The sequence below is a fragment of the Bradyrhizobium sp. 31Argb genome (assembly GCF_043638955.1).
Taxonomy (GTDB): Bacteria; Pseudomonadota; Alphaproteobacteria; order Rhizobiales; family Xanthobacteraceae; genus Bradyrhizobium.
The window spans coordinates 1-17,361 of record NZ_JBEGDB010000168.1 but is presented as its reverse complement, the minus strand read 5'-3'; the positions used below and the strand labels follow the sequence as shown (position 1 = coordinate 17,361).

At 60.5% G+C, this 17,361-nt stretch carries 10 protein-coding genes; 6 read left to right on the top strand and 4 right to left on the bottom strand.

Features of this window, described 5'->3' with window-relative positions:
• Positions 1–107: 107 nt before the first annotated feature.
• On the top strand, positions 108–350 hold the full coding sequence (locus AAFX91_RS26990; RefSeq protein WP_130581274.1) for a hypothetical protein: 243 nt from the start codon (positions 108–110) through the stop codon (positions 348–350).
• A 654-nt stretch (positions 351–1,004) separates the two neighbouring features.
• Positions 1,005–6,131, top strand: a complete 5,127-nt coding sequence (locus tag AAFX91_RS26985; protein ID WP_394568669.1) for a DUF4082 domain-containing protein — start codon at positions 1,005–1,007, stop codon at positions 6,129–6,131.
• A 9-nt stretch (positions 6,132–6,140) separates the two neighbouring features.
• On the opposite strand, the gene AAFX91_RS26980 is transcribed toward AAFX91_RS26985, so the two are convergent.
• Together AAFX91_RS26980 and AAFX91_RS26975 are read right to left on the bottom strand one after the other, a co-directional pair.
• Complete coding sequence (locus tag AAFX91_RS26980) at positions 6,141–7,583, bottom strand: DUF5107 domain-containing protein (RefSeq protein WP_130580650.1); 1,443 nt, start codon at positions 7,581–7,583, stop codon at positions 6,141–6,143.
• 434 nt (positions 7,584–8,017) lie between these two features.
• On the bottom strand, positions 8,018–8,194 hold the full coding sequence (locus AAFX91_RS26975; protein ID WP_282531096.1) for a hypothetical protein: 177 nt from the start codon (positions 8,192–8,194) through the stop codon (positions 8,018–8,020).
• A 351-nt stretch (positions 8,195–8,545) separates the two neighbouring features.
• On the opposite strand from AAFX91_RS26975, the gene AAFX91_RS26970 reads away from it, so the two are divergent.
• Positions 8,546–8,746, top strand: coding sequence for a hypothetical protein (locus tag AAFX91_RS26970; RefSeq protein WP_130580649.1), 201 nt, complete (start codon positions 8,546–8,548; stop codon positions 8,744–8,746).
• Positions 8,747–8,791: 45 nt separating this feature from the next.
• On the top strand, positions 8,792–9,001 hold the full coding sequence (locus tag AAFX91_RS26965) for a PRC-barrel domain-containing protein (protein WP_130580648.1): 210 nt from the start codon (positions 8,792–8,794) through the stop codon (positions 8,999–9,001).
• A gap of 542 nt (positions 9,002–9,543) precedes the next feature.
• Here the strand turns inward: AAFX91_RS26965 and AAFX91_RS26960 are convergent.
• Positions 9,544–12,879, bottom strand: coding sequence for an adenylate/guanylate cyclase domain-containing protein (locus AAFX91_RS26960; protein WP_130580647.1), 3,336 nt, complete (start codon positions 12,877–12,879; stop codon positions 9,544–9,546).
• A gap of 493 nt (positions 12,880–13,372) precedes the next feature.
• On the opposite strand from AAFX91_RS26960, the gene AAFX91_RS26955 reads away from it, so the two are divergent.
• Positions 13,373–14,038, top strand: coding sequence for a DNA alkylation repair protein (locus AAFX91_RS26955; protein WP_130580646.1), 666 nt, complete (start codon positions 13,373–13,375; stop codon positions 14,036–14,038).
• A 47-nt stretch (positions 14,039–14,085) separates the two neighbouring features.
• On the opposite strand, the gene AAFX91_RS26950 is transcribed toward AAFX91_RS26955, so the two are convergent.
• Positions 14,086–14,928 carry an alpha/beta fold hydrolase gene (locus tag AAFX91_RS26950; RefSeq protein WP_394568668.1) on the bottom strand — a complete coding sequence of 281 codons (843 nt, stop codon included), beginning with the start codon at positions 14,926–14,928 and terminating at the stop codon, positions 14,086–14,088.
• Positions 14,929–15,228: 300 nt separating this feature from the next.
• Here AAFX91_RS26950 and AAFX91_RS26945 point away from each other — a divergent pair, with 300 nt between their 5' ends.
• Positions 15,229–16,842, top strand: a complete 1,614-nt coding sequence (locus tag AAFX91_RS26945; RefSeq protein WP_394568667.1) for a B12-binding domain-containing radical SAM protein — start codon at positions 15,229–15,231, stop codon at positions 16,840–16,842.
• The last annotated feature ends 519 nt before the right edge of the window (positions 16,843–17,361 follow it).

Below are 17,361 nucleotides of genomic sequence, written 5' to 3'. Positions count from 1 at the left end.
GCGCGAAACTACTTCGCCGTCGTCGCCATTGCCGCCACTCTGCTCTGGATAAGGTAACTGTCCACACGGCCTAGTCCAAAAGACGCACTGGTTCGCGCAGCGATGAGTTGCGCGACCATGCAGCGCATGCCGCCAGGCAGGCGGCGCTATGCAATTCGCATGCGGGCGCCTTGCCTGCTCCATTCAAGCGCAAATTGAATATCCCCCGATTTGAAATTTATTTATGCCGCGAAGAGACGTTCGGCCGGATTCAACTCATTAGAAAATCACGACTATCCACGTTTGGTTTGACGAAGATCGACATCTGGTTGTTCAGCAAAGGGCTGGGGTGCGACACAACAGCAAATTGAATTAAATCACGACTAATATTTAATTCGCGAAAATTAAACATTTTCGGACGGTGTCATAGCATGAGGCAGTTATACGAAGAGTCCGGTTTGGGCCGCATGGCTCTCGGAGTGCAGACGTGGCCACGCACGCTTCTGCGAAGAAATGTCCGAGTGTCAGCTTCAGACGAAGACGAGTCGCTGTCGCTGCTCGCCGCGCGGAATTTGCAGGAAGGTCTGGGCCTGAGTGCCTCAGGTGCCGCGGCGTCGGCATCCACTGCAACTTCGGACGCCGGATTTGCAGCGTTGACGACCGAAGTCCGGACGCCAACCTCCGCGGCGGCAGAACCAGCGCCGACAAATCCTGTGGTCATCCTTGGTCACGTGCCTTCGACAGCGACCCCGAACATTTTCGGATCTTCGACACCTCCAGCAGTCGCGCAGGTTTGTGGCTGCGGCTACTTCATTGCCCCAACACAATTGCTCGATCAGAGAGCAGCCAATGCGGCGTCGGCGCAGTTGCATGGCAGCCGCGTGTCTGGCGGAGCAGATTTCGTATTGACCGGCCGCGCCGGGGTCATGGGTGCCTCTACCAGTGTCTCCATGTCCTTGGAGAACGTTGCGCCGCTCGCAAATTGGAATGCACTACCAGGCGGAGGGGCGATCAGAAGTTGGGGCATGCTGCCGGGCGGCGGAGAGACTGGTACCGGCACGGGGAAGGGTGAAATCGGAATTCTGTCGGGCTCGGTAACGACTGCAGAGCTTTCTCCTGCCGCGCGGCAGCCCAACATAACCGCGTCACCTAACGCGCTCGCGGCCGCCGCGACTTCTACAAATCCAATCGTGCTCGAGAACCAGAAGCTGGGAAATCCGCAAAGCGAATGGGATATCGAGGGGGCCGGTAGCTCGAATATCGAAGGTTTTGCCACCGACATCAGCGTGAATCGTGGCAACCAGATCGATTTCAAGATCAATACGGATTCATCAAACTACCGGATCGACATCTACCGTCTCGGCTATTATGGCGGCATGGGTGCGCGAAAGGTCCACACGATCCAGCACACGGGCGTGCAGAACCAGCCGGCGCCGCTTCGTGACGACACGACCGGCCTGGTCGATGCCGGCAATTGGTCTGTTTCAGCCTCCTGGGACGTTCCTGAGGATGCTGTGTCGGGCGTCTATATCGCAAAGCTCGTACGCGAGGACGGCGTTGAAGGCGCCAATCACATCCCGTTCATCGTCAGGGATGACAGCAGCACCAGCGATGTCGTCTTTCAGACCTCCGACACGACCTGGCAGGCCTATAACGGCTGGGGCGGCGCGAATTTCTATGGCGGCAACGGCCCTGCCACAGGTCAGGGTGCCGGACGCGCCTACGCGGTGAGCTACAATCGGCCGATTGCCACCCGCGGCAGCGTTGGAAGCTTTGCAGGTCCGCAGGACTATCTGTTCGGCGCTGAATACGCGGCGATCTACTGGCTGGAGCAGAACGGCTACGACGTCTCCTACATGTCGGGCATTGACACGGACCGTTACGGCAGTCTGCTCCTCAATCACAAGCTCTATCTCGACGCTGGTCACGACGAGTACTGGTCCGGGCAACAGCGCGCCAATGTCGAGGCGGCCCGCGATGCCGGCGTGAATCTGGCGTTCTGGAGCGGCAACGAGATGTATTGGCGCACGCGCTGGGGCAACAGCATCAGCAGCGACGCCACGGCGTACCGCACCTTGATCTCCTACAAGGAGACCTGGTCGCCAGACGCGTCGATCGATCCAAGCGACCAGTGGACCGGAACGTTCCGTGATCCCCGTCTCAGCCCGCCGGCGCTCGGCGGAGGGAGTCCGGAAAATGCCTTGATCGGACAGATGTTCCAGGTCGATGATGTCGGCCAAGGCAGCGGCCTCCAGGCCATCACAATTCCCTACGACGACGCCAATCTGCGCTTCTGGCGCAATACCAGCGTTGCGGCGCTTCAGCCGGAGCAGATAGCGACGCTGACCAGGAACTATCTCGGCTATGAGTGGGACGAAGCGGTCGACAATGGATTCGATCCCGCCGGCCTCGTCCGGCTCTCCTCGACGACAGTCCCGGTTACCTCCTATCTCCTTGACTACGGCAACACGACCGGAAGCGCCATCTCGACCCATAACCTGACGCTCTATCGCGCGGCGAGTCGCGCATTGGTCTTCGCCGCCGGAACGGTCTACTGGGCCTGGGGTCTGAGCGACAATCACGACCTGACGCCAACGCCCACCGACGTGCGCGTGCAACAGTCGATGGTCAACCTGCTCGCCGACATGGGTATTCAGCCGGGAACGCTGCAGCCGGACTTGGTCGCCTCCACCGGCTCCACGGACCAGACCGCGCCGACCTCGAGCGTCAACGCGCTGGCAAACATCAGTGCCGGAGACGTGGTCACGATTTTCGGCACGGCATCGGATTTCGGCGGCGGCGTGATCGCCGGCGTGGAAGTATCGACGGACGGCGGCTTGAGCTGGCATCCGGCGATTGGTGACGAGACATGGTCCTATAGCTGGTCTCCGCAGGTCGCCGGGACCTACACCATCATGTCGCGCGCGGTGGACGACAGCATCAATCTCGAAACGCCTTCCGTGGGTCGCACGGTGACCGTCGCGGCTCCGACTTACATCTCGCTCTTTCCGGGCTCAGCCACCCCCGATACCGTCAACACCACGGATGCAAGCGCCGTCGAACTGGGCGTGAGATTCCAGACGTCGGTTGCCGGCACCGTAAGCGGCATCCGCTTCTACAAGGGCAGCCAGGATATCGGCACCCACACCGGCCAGCTCTGGAGCAGCACCGGCACCTTGCTGGCAACCGCCACATTCACAAACGAAACCGCAAGCGGCTGGCAGAGCGTGACCTTCTCCAACCCGATTTCGCTGACGCCTGGAGCCACCTACATCGCCTCCTATCACACGAGCGTGGGCCATTACTCCTCCAGCGTGAACTACTTCTTGAGCAATGTGACGAGCGGTCCGCTGACCGCTCTCGCCAGTGGCAATGGCGTCTATGCCTACAGCAGCAATATCGCGTTCCCGACAAGCACGTTCGCGGCGACGAATTTCTGGGTTGACGTCATGTTCAATCCTTCTGCCGCCAACAGCGCGCCCATAGCCGCCAACGACGATGGACCGATTGCGACACGCGATCTGGCCCTGACGATCGCGGCGTCGTCCCTGACCGGGAACGACAGTGATCCCGATGGGGATGCGGTCAGCGTCATCGCCGTGAGTGCAGCAACGCACGGCACTGTCGTGCTCAACACGCAGCCCAATCCGCAGAACAACACCATCACCTTTACGCCCGATGCCGGCTACACCGGTCCGGCGAGCTTCACCTACACGATCTCAGATGGGCGCGGCGGTACGGCATCGGCCACTGTCAGCTTCACCGTGGTACCGCCAGGAGCGGCTCCCGTCAGCCTGTTCAGCGCGTCAAGCACGCCGGCTCTGACCGACCTCAATGACGGATCCCAGATCGAAGTCGGGATGAAGTTCACGTCCTCGGTCGCCGGGCAGATCACGGCGCTCAGATTCTATCGCAGCGCGAGCGACACCGGCATCAACACCCTCGATCTCTGGTCGTCGACAGGCACTCGCCTCGCCACCGCCACCTTCACCAATACGTCAGCCAGCGGTTGGCAGACCGTCATGCTGCCGTCAGCGGTTTCGATCGACGCCAACACCACCTATGTCGCGTCCTATCACACCACCGGCGCCTATGTGGCGACCAACAACTACTTCACCACGGCCATCACAAACGGCCCGTTGACCGCGCTTTCCAGCCTTGCCGCCGGCGGCAATGGTGTCTACTCCTATGGCGGCACCAGCACGTCCGGCATCTTCCCGACCAGTTCCTATAACGCCGCCAACTATTGGGTCGATGTCGTGTTTGCGCCGTCCGGCGGCGCCAGCAATCAGCCGCCGGTTGCCAACAACGACAGCGGCTACAACACCACGCAGAACACGGCGCTGACGATTGCGGCGGCGGCGCTGCTTGCCAACGATACCGATCCGGACGGCGGCACACTGGCAATCACGGGCGCGAGCGGCGCCGTCAACGGCACGGTCAGCTTCAACAGCCAGACCAATACGATCACCTTCACGCCGACCGCCGGCTATACCGGACCCGCGTCCTTCAGCTACGCGATCGCCGACGGACAGGGCGGCACGGCCACTGCAACGGTCAGTCTGACGGTGAATCAGGCAGCCAACCAGCCGCCGGTTGCGAACAACGACAGCGGCTACGACGCCGCGCTGAATACGGCTCTGACCATTGCCGCGTCAGCCCTGCTTGCCAATGATACTGATCCGAATGGCGATCCGCTGACCATCACCGGTGTGAGCGGCGCCGTCAACGGTACCGTCAGCTTCAACGCCCAGACCAATGTGATCACCTTCACGCCGAACGCCGGCTACACCGGCGCTGCGTCCTTCAGCTACGCCATCTCCGATGGGCGCGGCGGCACCGCGACTGCAACAGCCAATTTGACAGTGATCCCGCCGTCGGTGAGCTTGTTCTCAGGCTCCGACACGCCGGCGATTCTCTCGGATTCCGACCCGGCCCCGGTCAATCTGGGGATGCGGTTCACGTCCTCTGCGTCCGGCACCATCAACGGCATCAAATACTACAAGAGCGCCGGTGACACCGGCACCCACACAGGTTCGTTGTGGAGCAGCACCGGCACGCTGCTGGCGACCGCCACATTCACCAACGAGACCAGCAGTGGATGGCAGACGGTGACCTTCAGCAATCCTGTCTCGATCACCGCCGGCACGACTTACGTGGCAAGCTTCCACAGCAACGGCCGCTACGCGTCGACCAGCAACTACTTCACCACGTCGCGCGTCAACGGCCCGCTCACCGCATCCGGCGGCAACAACGGTGTCTATACCTACGGCACTGACAACCTGTTCCCGACCAGCACCTACGGCGCCACCAACTACTGGGTGGACGTGCTGTTCAGTCCGGTGAGCGGCGCTGCCAACCAGGCGCCGGTCGCGGCAAACGACTCCGGCTTCAGCGCCACTCAAAACTCGCCGATCTCGATTGCAGCCTCCGCGTTGCTTGCCAACGACACCGATCCGGATGGCGATACCCTGACGATCACGGGCGTCAGCAACGGCGTCAACGGCACCGCAAGCTTCGACGCTCAGACCAACACCATCACCTTCACACCTACCTCCGGCTATACGGGACCGGCGTCATTCAGTTACGCCGTCTCCGACGGCCAGGGCGGGACGGCGAGCGCATCCGCCTCCCTGACCGTCAACGCAGCATCCGCGAGCATCACAAGCCTGTTCGGCTCCGATCCGACACCGAGCGTGGTGTCAGTCAATGATCCGCAATCGGTGGAGCTCGGGTTCAAATTCCAGTCGTCCAGCGCCGGTGACATCACCGGGCTGCGCTTCTACAAGGGCCCATCGAACACCGGCACCCATACTGCGAATCTCTGGAGCAGCACCGGCACCCTGCTGGCCACCGCCACCTTCACCAGCGAGACGGCCAGCGGCTGGCAGCAGGTCAACTTCGCCGCGCCGGTCACGATCACTGCAGAGACGACGTATGTTGCATCCTATCACACCTCAGGAAACTACTCCGCCGATCCCAACATGTTCAGCTCGGCGATCAGCAACGGGCCGTTGACCGCACCATCATCGGCTTCGATCGGAGGCAATGGCGTGTATGCGTATGGATCGGGCAGCCTATTCCCGACCAACACCTACAACGCGACGAGTTACGGCGTCGACGTGCTGTTCCGTCCACAACTCGCGGCATGAGGAAAGGAGTCAATTCATTGTCGTCTCGGCGGCGATCAGTTCTTTTCCATCCGTGGTCCTGATCGTCAGCTTCACCTGTTCGCCGCTGCTGCCGTCAAGAATCGTTGCCGAAATGCGATTTCCATTTTTCGGATCGGCTTTCACGATGTCGTCGAACAGTGCCGTGTCGCCGCGTTTCAACGTTACGCGGAGCGGGGCGGCCGGTTCGATACTGAAGAACTGGAGAGACACGCCAGACGCCTTGGCCGAGAGATTGATCAGGATATTCTCATTCGCATGCGTCACGTTGCTCATGCCGACAGTCGGACTGTAGGTCTCCGGAATCGAGACCTCACCCAGCGCGGGAAAGTCAGCGCTATGGAAAAATTGGTCTGACACGCCCGCCCATAATTCGACGTACGGTCGCCACTCATTCGGCTCCTTGCGGGGATCGGTTTCGCTGGTGAACGCGTGGAATCCCCACGTCCACATTTTCAAGCCCGGCGTCAGCGTGTTGTCCGCGATGCGGATAATTCCCTCTTCGTTGTCATGGTTGATCACGCCCCAGAAATTCCCGCCCTGCATATCGGGTGCCGCGTAGGCGATGCCCATCGTCGGCCAGTTCTTGAAGAAGCGCAGCTTTTCGAAGCGCCGCCTGCCCATGCCCGCGCTCTCGTCGCCGTCTGCCAGATTGGCCGACCAGGCGGGCGTGCTGTAGGTTCGGATCGGCGCGATGATTTCGGCGCCGGCGGTCGTTTTGGGGCTTTTCGGCTCCGATCCCGGAGCGAGCGTCGTGCATGTCCAGTACTCGTACTGGATCACCTTGTCGTGCGGATTTTTCAGCACCATGCGCGTATCGAGTGCGGCGCGGTCGGCCTTCAGCGTGACATAGTATGTCGCTTCGATGCCGGTTGAGCTTCTGAATTTGTCAGGCCGGGCGGAATAGTCGAAATTGTCCTTAAGCGACATCGCGACCGTCACTTCGTCGGCGCTCTCCTTCACGACTTCAAAAGCCCACGGCTTCGGCCACGTCTTGCCGTGCTCGGGATCCGGGAATGTAGGGAAGATGCCGCCGTATACCATCAGCCAGTCGTAGTAGAAATTTCCGGCCTTGATCCCGTAGGGCACGCCGACATCCGTGCGATAGAGTTGTTCGTGGCCGGTCGGCTTGTAAATGATGGAAAGAATGCGCCCGCCGAATTCGGGCACGAGTGTTACCTTCAGATATCGATTCTCGAGCACGTGAGCCCTGAACGTGCGATCGACGATCGTGTTCTTGTCGAGGGACCCGCTGAGAAATCCGTTCTCCGCATCGGTCTCGTACTTGAGCGTACTCCACGTCATCGCCGTCTCTCTGAGAGACGCGCTGTCTGGCGCCGGCGAAGCTGCACGCACGACGTGAAACGCACAGAGCGCCGAAACTGCTGCTATTTCGAAACAAGCAAGAGCACGCGAGGGAACCCCGACCGGCATCTACGTCGCCTTTGAATGAGCACCAGCAGAATTCTAGTGCGCGTCGCCTCGAAACGGAACGCCAAAACCGCAATGGGTCAAACGCCGACGATAGGGACTGCGCAAGCTCGTTCCGCTTTAGATCTGAAAGCGGACGCCGACGGCTCGAGTGGCCGGGTCGGCTATGGGCCCAATATCGGAAATACTGGACGCGACGTTGCGGCAGGCAGAAGCAGCGGACCTATTCTCGCGTTCAATCCGACGGACGAGCAACGCGATGTATGGATGCGAGCACCATGGGATGTGAGGCAAAGGTGTTACAGCATTGCTGGACGAGGCGCTAAGTATCGCTGCGCGTGGGCTTCGGCCGTGAATTCGACGGGCCGATCGCTCTGCCGAACGGGTGCGATCCCCCATGACTTTGGCAGCGCCGGCGTTTTGAGTTACGCCAGCCGTCAGCCGCCGGATCGAACCAAGAACGGATCCACGGACTCAGCTAACTGGGTCGCCAATTGGGCGGCGGCAGGCGGGGACTGCTTTTCGGGCGGCAGCGAGCCGACAGAATGGACCGCCAGTCCAGTACCAGCGGCAAAGGCGGCTATCGCAATTGCAACAAAATATTTGATCCTCATGGCGATGTTTCCTCCATCGGCCCTACGGACTAACCGGACATTCTCTGAAATGGTTCCACCGTCCGAACGGCGTCCGATCAGAAGTCAGGGAACGAAAGCTCCGGTCAAGACTTTAGAAGCACGAGACCGTCGCTCGCCGTTAACTACATGGCGCATGTCGCGGGATAGCCAAAGGTTCCTGCTGCGGGGACCGCTGTTCTAAAAGAAGCGCTCGCGCAGATAGCCAAAAGCGGCGGTCTCCGGTTCCGTTCAAAATTGCCAGCCGCGTTTGCACGCGGGAGAACTGCCGGAGGGGTAGGCGCGCTGGGTCTCCGATGCTGGTGCTTTTTCTCGCCCGAATGAGGCCGCGCTATGCGCAACCGCATTGACATAGACCACGGACACAGCCGAGCAATCGTTCAAGAGATTGGGGAGAGACTGCGCGCATTACTGAAGGAAGAGCCGGAACTACCGGGGCGCCTTAGAACACAAATCGACCGGCTCCGCGAATTGGAAGAGCAGTCGCCATCAATCATTCCCGATGTTGAGCGCTGGGACAAACGTCTGCGTTGAGCCGCCTTGGGACAGCACACCCGGCTCGGCCGAACAGGACGAGCAATGCCATCGGTGAAGCTCCGTGCGTCAAGAATTTTGAGTGAGTATGGTGCGGCGCAATCCGAATTGATCGGCAGCGCCGTCGTCCTTACCGACGGAAAGGCAGGCACGGTCGAGAACGTTTGGCTGGATGAACTGCACGGGCTTCGGATTTCGATCGAAGGTCATGATGGAAGATGGCCGGTCTCAACCATCAAGTTCCCAGAGGACTAGACCGTCGTATCGGCTGCTAACTGCCCAGAGCGCGCGCTCCTTTCAGAGCATTCCAATCAAGATGAAAAAGCCGACCTCGATCAGGAAAGTGATGGACATGATCGTGATCGTAAGGAACACGTCGCTCGCCGAGAGAGGGTCCATGAATGCCTCGCATCTTGCGAAGCCCCGGGAGTAAATCAGTCAGGCTGGAAAATGTTTCGGTTCCAAACGCGGACAAAGCGAGCTGCCGAGCGTCGACCGGCATCGGCGGCCTTAAGGCGAAGTCCGCAAAGGGGCAAAATCGCCGTTTTGACAGCCGGCTATCCGGAGACGCGCGGCGAACGCCCGGCAGATTTGGAGAGGCGGCTCAAATACAACGCCGCCCTGACCAGGGTCGCGATGCAGGATGCCGCCGTTCACCGGCTGCTGGTGGAGGTTCAGCGCCTGCTCAGGTCGCCAAGCGTCCTCCAGGATCCGGCTGTCGACTGGCTCGGTCAGCGTGAGCTAATCCAACTGGCATCCTCTTCCTTTTCCAGAAGCGTTACGAAATGGCAGACTGACTAATGCCTATCCTTGAGCAGCCCTTCGGCTTCTTTGATTTCGGGGAGATCTTGCCACCCCGCGTCGAATTCAGCGAGGACGGGAGCGAGCACTGCGGATACCGCCCCAGGTCGGCCATTTGTGTTGTGCAGGCGCGCAAGTCCAAGTGCGCCGCGTAGCTCGAACGTCCTTGCCTGTTGGTGTCGGGCGATTTCCAGGGCTCTGTTGAAGGCATCTTCGGCACTGGAAAGGTTCGCAGCGTCATGACGCAACAAAAGTTCACCTTGGACGCGATGCAGTTCGGCATCAAGCCAATGCTGGCCGGATTGCTGCGCCCACCCGATCAATTCCCTCAAAGTTTCCAACCCGGCCTCGGGTTGGCCCGCCTCTGCATCCGCCACGGCAACATGCATCCCCCAAAACGGTTCACAGAGGTAGCAATCATTCTCGTGCAGCAACGTCCAGCCTCGGCGCATTTCCGTGAGCCCAACCATTCGCTCGCCTGCACGCCACTTTGCCAGGCCGTTCAGATAAGTGCCCGCCGCTACATACAGCGGCATCGTATGGTCGCGCGCCAGACCCAAGGCCAGGATTGTCTCGGTTTGCTCCAGCATGCCCCCGCATAGTCCGTCGAAAACAGCCCGATGAACGAGCGCATTGGCTTGAGCAAGCGCTCGTTTTTCACCTGAACCACTCACCGCTTCTGCAGCGAGCCGGCGCGCGCGATCGATCGCTCCAAGCGGCCAAAGCACCAGGGCAAGAAACCTCATGATAACGAACGGCAGATCGAGCGCGGACGCCCTGAACGTCGCGGGATCCGGCTCGGCACCATAGATCGCGAGTGCCTGTTCGAGATGCATTCTTGCGTTCAAGTACTCGCCGGCGAACCAGCAGGTCACCCCACTGGTCCAGTGTGCGACAATGGCGGCTATCGGCGACTCCGGCCGTCGATCGGCGGCACCAATGATCGCATCCGCCAACTCCCGCATCGGCGCGATCTCGCCGTGAGTGAGGCACGCATTGAACAAGCCCGAATGGATCGGCGCGAGTTCAGCCGGATCATTTGTGTCAGCCGCGAACTGTCGGGCGCGCGTCCATGCGGCCACCGTCTCGGGAGCGCTGTGCCCAAGGCTGCCCCGCAACGCACGGCCATATGCGATTTGAAGATGGAGCCTGCTCATCATCCGATCAGGCTCGGCAGGCAGTTCATCGGCAATGGCAACGGCCTTGCCGAGATGTGCGATCGCCTCGGAATAGGCCGAGCGTTTCAACGCCTGCTGGCCCGCCTTGCGCCACCACTCAAGGGCTGCCCCGCTCAAGCCCGCTTGGGTAAAGTGGTATGCCACGACTTCCGGCTCGGTCTCGGCCATGCTCGGAAACTGATCGCGAAGGACATCGCCAATGTGCTTATGCAGCAGTTGCCGGCGGCTCTTGAGCAAGCTCTCGTAAGCCGCTTCCTGCACGAGTGCATGCTTGAAGCTATAGCTGGCGTCGGGCGGCGTCCCGCGGCGCAACAGCAGCTCGGCCTGTTCGAGCTGCGCCAGCGCGGCGCTCAGCGTCAGCTCATCCCGCCCCGCTACGCATCGCAGCAGCGTGTATGAGAAGTCGCGGCCAATGGCTGCGCCGATCTGGGCAACCTCCTTGACCGGCGCCAGCCGGTCGAGCCGCGCCATGAGCGAGTCGTGCAGCGTCGCGGGAATGGCGAGTGGCGGTAGCGGACTATCGAGGCGATAGCGCCCGGCTTCTTCCACGAGCAGTCCGGACTCCAGCACCATCTTGGTCAATTCCTCGACGAAGAGCGGGATGCCATCCGTCTTGTTGATGATCTGCGTCATCATTTCGCGCGGCATCTGTCGACCGACAGCCACCTGCTCGACCAGTGCGCGCGTGTCCTGCCGGTCAAGCCGATCGAGCCGCAGCAGGCTGACATTGGCAAGGCCCGCCCAAGGCGGCTCGAACTCGGGCCGGAATGTCATGAGCACGAGGATTGGCAGTCCCCTGATCCGATCGACCGCGAGGTCGTACAGCTCGAGCGTCGTGGCATCAGCCCAATGCATATCCTCGCAGACAATCAGCACAGGTTGCTGCCGTGCCAAGCCCTCAAGCTGGTCGAGGAGCGCAGCGAATGTCTGTCGCCGCTGCTGCGCTGGAGTCAAGCCGAGCGGCGGATAGCGCTCGCCGGTTGCGATCGACAGAAGCGCGGCAATAAGCGGCGTCACACTCGCCACCTGCCGCGTTCCGAGCGCCAGCATTGCCTCAAGCTTGTCGAGCGTTTGCCCGGGTGTGTCCTGTGACGTGATGCCGGCTGCCCGCTCGAGCTGAGCGATGAAGGGATGAAGCGCACTGTTGGTATGGTAAGGCGAGCACTGATACCGCACCCGGCGGTGCGACCCCAGCGCGAGGCTCTCGGCCAGCGTTGCCACAAGGCGCGATTTGCCGATTCCGGCCTCACCGGAAATCAACACCACTTGACCCTGGCCCTGCCATGCCAGTTGCTGGCGCGAGAGCACGAATTCGATTTCTGCCTTGCGGCCGACAAAGCCAATCGAGCGCGCCGTGCGCACCGCCTCGAAACGGCTCTCCGATGCCGCTGCACCTTCGACCGCCCAGACCGCGATGGGATCGGAGATTCCCTTGACCTCGCGGTCGCCGACATTGCGAAAAGTGAAGAGATCGCCGAGCAGCCGGCGCGTTGAAGCAGAAACCACAACCACCCCCGGCTCCGCCAGGCTCTGGAGCCGGGCAGCGAGGTTCGGTGTATCACCGACCATCGCCTGCTCCTCCGACGCACCTCCGCTGATGAGGTCGCCGACCACCACAAGCCCGGTCGAGATCGCGATCCGCACTTCGACCCGTTCTTCCACGCGCGTTTCGAGCTTTCCCATTGCGGCGATGATATCGAGGCCCGCTCGCACTGCGCGCTCCGCGTCATCCTCGTGTGCGCGGGGATAACCGAAATAGGCGAGGATTCCATCGCCAACGAACCTGGCGATCATGCCGTCATAGGCGGCAATGACCCTCGCGCAGGCGGCCCGGTAGGCCCTGATCACCTCCCACATGTCCTCGGGATCGAGGCGCGCCGAGAGCGCAGTCGAGCCTACCAGGTCGCAGAACATAACGGTGAGATGGCGTCTCTCGGCGTCGTGCCGATGCGCCGAGCCGGTGATGAGTTCGGCTTGATCGAGTTCGGCGACCGCACGGAGCATTTTACGGCGATGGCCGAGCAGGACTCCGAGCCTATCGAAGTCCTCATCTTTCAGTTCGGGAAGGATGCCAATATCGATCCCGTTCTCGGCAAAACGCTTCGCGTATTGCCCAAGCCCAAGCTTATCGAGCCAGTCCGCAATCTGCTGCATTGGGCACCACCCACCCTCTGGTTGGCGGCTAGCCGAACTGAATTACCATGCTCCGACCACGATCTGCCTGCCGACTGATCCCCTCAAGCTTGATAGCCCGGCCGGTCTGGAACGAAATGTGAGGCCGCTGACAATAGGACCGAATTTTCTCCTGCCGAGGTAGAAAGAAAAACCGCCAGCGCGCCCCGGGTGAGGGAGGAGGCCGGGCAGCAGGCACAATCATCTGTTGGTACGTCTCTGCCTATTGGCTAAAGGTTCATGAGCGCAGGTGGGCTGAATGGGCGAACCTGAAGCGGTTATGCGCAGCATCGCTGCGACCTGTCGAGAATCGGAGGGAACCTCCAACCAAGTCTGTCCGAAACTGCGCTCTCGTCGACTGTAGAGCGGGTATTTCGAGGGTGGTTCGCGGCTCTCTGGTCGTCGGCGACCACAACCTGTTATATAGGTCTGCGTCCGAGAATTACTTATGCTTAGGCGATCATGGAGGAACTGCATGTCCGCAGCTACCGACGTCATGGCCGAACTGGCCTTGCTGGAAGATCCAAAGCTGCGCGCAGCCAATGAAGAACGCGGCGACGATCATGGCGTCAATCTGTCTGCAGTGCGTGCGGTCGCCAAGCGCGTGAAGACCCAGCATGAGCTGGCAAAAGAGCTCTGGGCCACCGGTGACACGGCTGCACGGCTGCTGGCGACCCTGATCGCCAGGCCAAAAGCCTTCTCCGCCGATGAGCTCGACGCGATGATCCACGACATTCGCGCGCCAAAGCTCCTGGACTGGTTTATCACCAACATCGTCAAGCCTGGGAAGCACGCTGAAGAGCTGCGTCTACGCTGGAAGGACGGCACGGATCTGGTCGGACGGGCCGGCTGGAGCTTAACGACTGATCGCGTGATCACGCGTGCTGATGGGTTGGATTTGGATGGCCTGCTGGACCAAATCGAGATGGAGATGAAGGATGCGCCTGCACCCAAGCAGTGGTCGATGAACCACTGCCTTGCCGAGATTGGCATCCGTCACCGCAAATACCGCCCTCGCGCCATCGGCATTGGCGAAAAGCTCCAGGTTCTCGTCGACTATCCGGCGTCGCCGGGCTGTACGCCGCCTTACGCGCCCGTCTGGATTGCTGAAATGGTGCGTCGCCAAAAGGCGTTGGCCTAGTGGCGTGCCGCACGGCGGCGCTTGCGATCGACTGTCGCTACCGCCGTTCAGGTCTTCGCAATGAAGTCCTCAAGATCATCAAAGAACCGCTGTTCAAACCCCAGCATGCGATGCGGATGATGGCCGCACTGTTTGTATTGGACAACTTCAAGATGGGGATTGGTCGCCAGCAGACTGCCGGCGTGTTCATCCGAAAATGCTCCTCCGAACCGTTCCTCGCCTCGAACGAGCTTTGCTGGGCACAAGAACGGTCGCTCGGTTGATATCGATGACAACGCCTCTTTCAAGCAGTCATCACGAAGACAACGCGGGTCGACGCGCTGTATCGCGGAAGCGTGGCTGAGCAAATGGCGGGCCGATATGTGGTCCTTGACGACACCTCCCAAGCGGTTAGGCCCATTGGAAAGAAACTCGACATAGGTTGTGAACGGCGGAGGCTCCTGCTGCCATTTCGTCAGCCGCAACAGCAAGAGTGAGAACAACTTCGAGAATATCGAGTTGCTCCATTCCTCCAGACGTCCCAGGAACCACGGGGGGTCCTCAAGGAATACGGCCCGAATGTTCGGATTGGTTTGGCTGAGCACACCGGCCACGCACGCGCCCAGCGAATGCCCAACGACGATTGCCGGACGGCCTATCGCGGCCAGAGCAGTCTCGGCATCGGAGATGTAACCCGCAAGGTCATAGTTCGGCGCGCGATCGGAGTGGCCGTGACCACGAAAATCGAGCGTCCAAACGCAATATCGATCGATCAATCGTTGCCTGGTTTCGTCCCACGTATCACGACTTACGCTTGCCCCATGCAGGAACAAGACAGGCACCGCATCCATCGGGCCATCGACTGATGCGGCAAGTCGTACATTGCCGTTCGCCAAGGTAAGGTCGGTCATGCATTATGCTCCGCGAAGCGGACCGTGGACGGCAGATTGCCGCAGGAGAGTGCGAGTTCCAAAATTGAGTCTCAAGAGCTGCTGTATCACTCCTGCGCGAACACAAAAATCGCTCAATTGCGTGCCATTTCTGCCACGTCCTTGGAAAAAGGATCGTAGCAGTTGCTGGCTCCGGAGCCGGTTGTTGCACCCGTAAGAATCATCAGCTTAGCTCCAGTACGCCCTTGCCGGGGCTAGGTTCGTCTCGTAAGGGGATGGACCGAGACATGGGCCATCTTAGGACACGCCATCTTAGGACACATGGACACGCCGCGTACGTGCAACGTGCTTATGCTCTATCCGCGCTTCGCCGCGGACTCGTTCTGGAGCTTTGGCGAATCCTGCAAGTTGATGGGCGTTCGCCGCCCCGCGGCTCCCCTCGGCCTGATTTCCGTCGCCGCGATGTTACCGGGCCACTGGACGGTGCGCCTGGTCGACTGCAATACGGCGTCGCTCTCGGACGATGATCTTGCCTGGGCTGACGTCGTCTTCACCGGCGGAATGTTGCCGCAACAGGCTGACACGCTGCGGCTGATCGAGCTTTGTCGCTCACAGGGCAAGCCGGTGGCTGTCGGTGGCCCCGACCCGACCTCCAGTCCGCACATCTATGCCGCAGCCGACTTTCAGGTGCTCGGTGAGGCCGAGGGTGTTATTGGCGAGTTCATTGCCGCTTGGGAGAGTGGTGCCCGATCGGGCGTGTTCACAGCGCCCAAGTTCCAGGCCGACGTCACCAAGACGCCAGTGCCGCGTTTCGACCTGCTCAACTTTGAAGACTATCTCTATCTCGGTGTGCAGTATTCGCGCGGCTGCCCCTTCACTTGCGAGTTTTGCGATATCATCGAACTGTACGGGCGGGTGCCGCGGACCAAGACCACCCCGCAGATGCTGGCCGAGCTCGATGCGCTCTACGAGATGGGATATCGCGGCCATCTCGACTTCGTCGACGATAACTTCATCGGCAACAAGAAGTCGCTCAAGCTGTTTCTTCCGGAACTCGCCGCCTGGCAACGCGCGCACGATTATCCGTTCGAGTTTTCGACGGAAGCCTCGATCAATCTGGCCGATGATCGGGAACTCCTGGAGATGATGGCCGCGGCCAACTTCTTCGGCATTTTCGTCGGCATCGAAAGTCCGGACCCGGCGACCCTGGCCGCGACCAAGAAGAAGCAGAACACCCGACGCGATATCGCGGAGAGCATTCACAGGATATACGGCGCCGGGATGCTCGTCACCGCGGGCTTCATCGTCGGCTTCGACAGCGAGAAAGTCTCGATCGCGGGCGCCATGGTCGACTTCATCGAGGAGGCAGCCATCCCCGTCTGCATAGTTGGCCTGCTCTATGCCTTGCCAAACACGCAGCTCACACGCCGCCTTGCCCGCGAGGGTCGGCTGCACCCCAATCATGATATGGGGCCAACCATCGGCGGCGATCAGTGCACCGACGGCATCAATTTCGATCCGACGCGTCCGATGCGCGACGTCCTGATGGACTACAGACAAATTCTGGAGAGCGTCTATCACCCTGCCGCGTATGCGAGCCGTGTCGACCGATTGATGACGATGCTCGACCGTTCGAGGCAACGCCAGGAACTGCCTGTCGGTGACATCCGTGGCAAGGTGCGGGCGCTGGAGACCGTGCATCGCGTCGTCACCGCCATTCCCGAAGCGCACGATCCGTTTTGGCGAACGTTCCTCAACAGCGCCAAGCGAGACTCGTCCTCGGCACGAATCGCGGTGGCGATGATTGCGGCCTACGCGCATCTTGGACCTTTTTCACGCCAGGTCATCAGCGCCATCGATCGTCGTCTGGCCATTCTGGATGGGCCACCATCAAATTCGACGGCTAACATCGCGATGGCCGAGAACAGAGCCTGATGCCCGCGAGATGCGGCGGACGCAGATCTAACAAGCTGCACAAGGCAAATTGAGTGCTCGACGCCACCCCGAGCTCGCTCCGCTTTACATCTGAAAGCGCAATAAAATTAAGCTACATGCATTTTTATCTTGACACAACCAAAACTAGAACATGTCATTCGAGAATATCGCCTCGCCGACCCGGAAGCGGCCGTTCGTGTGACCGAATTTGAATGATGGTGATAGCCGGCCCCGCGAGCGCATCGGCCCAACGCTTCTGAAATGGCAACAGGCAGATGCAAAGTTGTTTGATGTTCCGGAGGCCGCTTCGGGTCATAAGCCGGCGGTGGGATTCCACGGAAAGAGGTCTGGTCTACTTCTCAGAGCGAACATTTGGGAGAGGTCGGTCTGTTTCAGAAGGCCAACAGCGGAAGCCGCGATTGGACTACAGGGACTGCGTACTATCGTGAGCGTCATCCGGCGACCACGCACTGAGGGCTGATCTGGTCGGCTAGGAAGATCTCGTGGATTGTTTCGTCA

What these genes read in the sequence shown, in the direction of transcription:
- AAFX91_RS26985 (WP_394568669.1), top strand. Translation starts at nt 1,005, where the DNA reads ATGCTGCCGGGCGGCGGAGAGACTGGTACCGGCACGGGGAAGGGTGAA.
- AAFX91_RS26950 (WP_394568668.1), bottom strand. Translation starts at nt 14,928, where the DNA reads ATGACCGACCTTACCTTGGCGAACGGCAATGTACGACTTGCCGCATCA.
- AAFX91_RS26970 (WP_130580649.1), top strand. Translation starts at nt 8,546, where the DNA reads ATGCGCAACCGCATTGACATAGACCACGGACACAGCCGAGCAATCGTT.
- AAFX91_RS26980 (WP_130580650.1), bottom strand. Translation starts at nt 7,583, where the DNA reads ATGCCGGTCGGGGTTCCCTCGCGTGCTCTTGCTTGTTTCGAAATAGCA.
- AAFX91_RS26965 (WP_130580648.1), top strand. Translation starts at nt 8,792, where the DNA reads ATGCCATCGGTGAAGCTCCGTGCGTCAAGAATTTTGAGTGAGTATGGT.
- AAFX91_RS26960 (WP_130580647.1), bottom strand. Translation starts at nt 12,879, where the DNA reads ATGCAGCAGATTGCGGACTGGCTCGATAAGCTTGGGCTTGGGCAATAC.
- AAFX91_RS26955 (WP_130580646.1), top strand. Translation starts at nt 13,373, where the DNA reads ATGTCCGCAGCTACCGACGTCATGGCCGAACTGGCCTTGCTGGAAGAT.
- AAFX91_RS26975 (WP_282531096.1), bottom strand. Translation starts at nt 8,194, where the DNA reads ATGAGGATCAAATATTTTGTTGCAATTGCGATAGCCGCCTTTGCCGCT.
- AAFX91_RS26945 (WP_394568667.1), top strand. Translation starts at nt 15,229, where the DNA reads ATGGACACGCCGCGTACGTGCAACGTGCTTATGCTCTATCCGCGCTTC.